Source organism: Nostoc parmelioides FACHB-3921 (assembly GCF_014696625.1).
Classification (GTDB): Bacteria; Cyanobacteriota; Cyanobacteriia; order Cyanobacteriales; family Nostocaceae; genus Trichormus; species Trichormus parmelioides.
In genome coordinates this window covers 1-4,062 of the sequence record NZ_JACJQL010000157.1, presented here as the reverse complement: position 1 = coordinate 4,062, position 4,062 = coordinate 1, and the positions used below count along the sequence as shown (strand labels likewise).

4 protein-coding genes are annotated in these 4,062 nt (G+C 40.6%); all 4 read right to left on the bottom strand.

The genetic code is table 11. From position 1 onward, the window contains the following. Window positions 1-282 precede the first annotated feature (282 nt). On the bottom strand, window positions 283-750 hold the full coding sequence (locus tag H6G14_RS33005) for a cupin domain-containing protein (RefSeq protein WP_190573183.1): 468 nt from the start codon (window positions 748-750) through the stop codon (window positions 283-285). A gap of 41 nt (window positions 751-791) precedes the next feature. Beyond that, the gene (locus H6G14_RS33000) at window positions 792-1,709 is read right to left on the bottom strand and encodes a DMT family transporter (protein WP_190573181.1); all 918 of its coding nucleotides are present in this window, start codon (window positions 1,707-1,709) and stop codon (window positions 792-794) included. 106 nt (window positions 1,710-1,815) lie between these two features. Next, window positions 1,816-2,991: a GNAT family N-acetyltransferase gene (locus H6G14_RS32995; protein ID WP_190573180.1), complete on the bottom strand. Its 1,176-nt coding sequence runs from the start codon at window positions 2,989-2,991 to the stop codon at window positions 1,816-1,818. 114 nt (window positions 2,992-3,105) lie between these two features. Next, window positions 3,106-3,831, bottom strand: a complete 726-nt coding sequence (locus tag H6G14_RS32990) for a Uma2 family endonuclease (protein ID WP_190573178.1) — start codon at window positions 3,829-3,831, stop codon at window positions 3,106-3,108. Between the last annotated feature and the right edge of the window lie 231 nt (window positions 3,832-4,062).

Genomic DNA, 4,062 nt, shown 5'->3' with positions numbered 1-4,062 from the left:
TGCAAAGGAACTTATTCACTTTAGTTTTGCGTGATTACATTGTAGAAAATCTTACCCATACTTGTGTTGCTTAGTACACATGAATGAAATTTTTTGTCAATGCGTAAGTCCTATAGATCTGTTTTATGTGTAGCAGTTAATTTATTTTCTTAACTGAACCGTATTGCCCAATAAATGATGTAGAGACGTTGCATGCAACGTCTCTACAGATCAGGATATAGCACATCTTCATTAAGAAACGGTATAACGCTAAATCTTTTTCATCTCTCATTACCCATTACCCTATTCATATAGCGCTCCATCTTGGTGAATAAATTGTCTGGATTTGCCATCAGGACTAGGTGGTGTCATCAAATCTGGCACATCGGGATAATAACCTTGGTCATTGGGGGTGCGATCGCCTACTTCTAAATACACCCCGACCACCGCAGACCGATTGACTAAATGATGTCCGTTCGCTTCACCTGCGGGAAATCCAGCCGCCATTCCTGGTGTGAGAATCTCTTCTCCAGCATCTGTAATTAAAGTCAGTTCACCTGCCAATATATAAATAAACTCATCTTGATGAGAATGCCAGTGTCTCAAAGCAGAAAAACTCCCTGGCTCTAACTGCACTAGGTTGACTCCAAAATTCTTCAACCCAGCAAAGTTGCCCAACCTTTGTCGTATCCTTCCTGCAACCATCGCTTTGAACGCATCGGGGTAATTTGTGCCTCTTTCCATAGGCACATTGTTAGGGTCGATAATCATAAGATTATTAGCTAGTAAACAAGTTTATTGTAGATTTTAGACTATGAGGATTTTTTTAAGGCGATCGCCACTGAACCACTTACCACTAAACAAGCTCCTACAATTCCTATAGTTGTCAGACGCTCTGGGGGAATTAAATTAGGTGCAATGAGTGATATCAACTCTACTGCAATTAAAGTAATGATCGGTGCTAAAGCTAAAACTGCACTTACCCTTGATGCTTCCCAATGTTCTAGAGATTCTGCAAAAGCACCGTAGGCAATTACTGTGTTTAAAGCACAAAAAAGTAATGTTAATAAATGAAGATTGCTGAGTTGACTAAATGCCTCAAACTTGGTGAAAGGAGTGAAGAGTAATGTACATCCTCCATAAATAACTAGCATGATTTGGGCAGAAGATAGGGACTGTAATAATTGCTTTTGTGCTAAGGCATAAATAGCCCAAGCTACTGCGCCTAAAACTACTAAGGCACTGCCGAAAACATAGGTGTCATGGGATGTAATAACGTTAGTCAGTTGAGAACGAAAAAATAAAACGTAACCCAAAGTTAATACACCAACACCAAGCCATTGAAAGAAATTGTATCTTTCTTGAAAAACAATTAAACCACCAAAGCCGAATAAGAGAGTAGCTAATTGAATAATTACTTCAGCATTTGCAGGTGATGTTAAGGCTAGACCTTGCATAAACAGGAAGTAATTAGAGGCTAACATGAGTGTGGCGATCGCTAATAACTTCCAAGAATTAGCTTGTAACTGTTTTAGCTTTGGCAAGTTACCACGCATCCCTAAATACACAGCCAGCAAAGCAAAGGAAAGCAAAAAGCGAAACCAAATAACTGTATACACATCAAGTGCTTGCAGTACCACCTTCAGCGCCAGTGGTAGAATTCCCCACAAAAAAACAGTTAGCAGAGATAAAGCCAGCCCCAAACGCCAGCGACCAGAACTGTGGTGCATAATAATTCGTAATTAAAAAATCTAGAAAAATCTAGTAAAGTATCTGGGTGCAATAGGAAAAGCTCATCCCCTATACCCTTATACCCTCACACCCCTACACCCCTAATTAAAAGAAATCAATCATCCAAGGGGATTCACCTGCAAAGATTTGTGTAGCTTTGAGGAGTGCGGTTCCTGTCGCCTGGAGTTTTCCTGTGAGCTGCAACTGACGGGGTGTAAATAAACTGGTGTACAAGGGTGCTAATCCTTTAATATCTAGCTGTAATTCACCTTTGCCACCTTTGGTTACTTCGCCTTTGCCATTAGCAACAGATAAGATAAATTTACCGTGGTTGGCGGCTAACAAGTCATCTTGTATTTCTAAATGTAATTCTGCTTCTACTCCTGGTGGATAACCACGCGCCTCCAGTGCTTTGCACACATCGACAATTCGTAACATCCAACGGTCTTGACTTCTGATAGTGGCGCTTTGTTCTGGTAACAGCAATGTCAACGCATCGATAACAGAACTTTTCCACGTTACTTTGTCAATCATCGAACGATGATTGGCAATAAATGACCAAAAACTTTGGACAGCAGCATTTGAAAGCATCACCCAATCTCTAATCCTGAGGATTGAGCCATCTTTGGTTCGCTCTTGAGTAAAGATGATGTAACCTTGTGGTTGGTCTTTGTCACCAATTAAATAACTATAGAGAGTCTCTGTATCAAGTGTGCGATTTAATCCTTGCCAAATGGCGGGATGTCGGTCTAAGTAACCGTGCGTCAGTTGCGCCTGTTGTTGATACAAATCATGAAAGATGGGATTATTTTTGAGAACTACGGGTTCTAAGGGTAAACAGGCGTGTTGAATTTGAATACTATCGGCGGGAATTTCCCACACACAATAACTACCCGCTTGTTCATACCCTGCTTTTCGATAGAGGCGTTGTGTAGCTGGATAGAGAACCGAGATAGGGATATCTTGCTCAGAGATTTCTTGGAAGGTATGCTGAATAAGAGCGATCGCAGCTCCATCACCACGATATTCTGGCGCAATACCCACAGCCGCAATACCAGCCATTGGTACACGCTGACCCCCCCACCACTGACTCATCGGTAAAATTGCCAGTCCACCTGCAACTTTCTGTTCACGGTAAATAACGCGAAAGTTTTCTAAGCCAATACCTTTGACATAAATTTCACTGTCACCAAAGGACATGACAAAGCACTGTTCAAGAATATTCCCCAGTTGTTGAATATTCTCTTGACTAGCCTTGGTGTATTTAAATCTAGGTGTCATTAGTTCTACCATGAGAAGCATGAGTTACAATCATACTACAATATGTGTTGATTACTCGCTTCGTCCTGTAGAATCACCTGATTGGGGGAAATTGAGCAAATAATTCGTGATTTGCTATAAATCGTCTGGATTGACACCTAATTCTCTTAACTTTGCTGCAAGGCGTTCCGCTCTTGCTTGTGCAAACTGTGATTGCTCCCACCCTGTTAGGAGTAAATTACCTTGATTATCCCACCAGCGTAACCAAGGTAATTCGAGATTCTGATATAGTCCTTGCCAAATACCTAACTCTACCCCCATTGTTTCAATAGGATAATGTCCTCGTTCATTAATGGGTAATAACTCATACCGCCCATGCACCAATTGATACATCTCTATATTGGCTTTTCTCACTTCATAAATGCCATAATATGGGACTCTAATTGCTTGTTCATAAACCCAAAATTTTCCTGTGATTGGCGTTTTATCTCGTTCTTCCTTCCCATCACCAGAGACAAATTCCAATACAATCAACGGTGCAACGTATTCTTGCCACAGTACATAAGAACGACGGAATTGACCATTTAAAGTTGGTGGTACATTCGGTACATAAAACCAATCAGGGGCTTCTGCGCCTTTTTCCGGTGGTTCAGTGATGCGCCAATAAATACCACTATCTTGACCAATGTAATATTGTCCATCTGGGTGTAGCTTCTGCAAGATTGGCTCAATTGAGTCAGTAAGCAATAGACTTTGAGGATGTTCTTGCAAGTTTTTCACGAAAGTACCGTCAGATTCTGGTAGCTGCGTATGGTCAGGCAGAGTTGATTCAACACCTAATGGTATTTGTGCTGAGGTCATGCTAACCTCCTAGATTTAAGGGGTTAATAAATAATATGGCATTTCTTGTAGTAGATTGCTATCTTAATTGATGCAATTATGTAGCAATTTATGCTAGAAATAGCACATCTATCTATGATAGGACTTACGCATTGACAAAAAATTTCATTCATGTGTACTAAGCAACACAAGTATGGGTAAGATTTTCTACAATGTAATCACGCAAAACTAAAGTGAATAAGTTCCTTTGCA

What these genes read in the sequence shown, in the direction of transcription:
- H6G14_RS33005 (WP_190573183.1), bottom strand. Translation starts at nt 750, where the DNA reads ATGATTATCGACCCTAACAATGTGCCTATGGAAAGAGGCACAAATTAC.
- H6G14_RS32995 (WP_190573180.1), bottom strand. Translation starts at nt 2,991, where the DNA reads ATGACACCTAGATTTAAATACACCAAGGCTAGTCAAGAGAATATTCAA.
- H6G14_RS32990 (WP_190573178.1), bottom strand. Translation starts at nt 3,831, where the DNA reads ATGACCTCAGCACAAATACCATTAGGTGTTGAATCAACTCTGCCTGAC.
- H6G14_RS33000 (WP_190573181.1), bottom strand. Translation starts at nt 1,709, where the DNA reads ATGCACCACAGTTCTGGTCGCTGGCGTTTGGGGCTGGCTTTATCTCTG.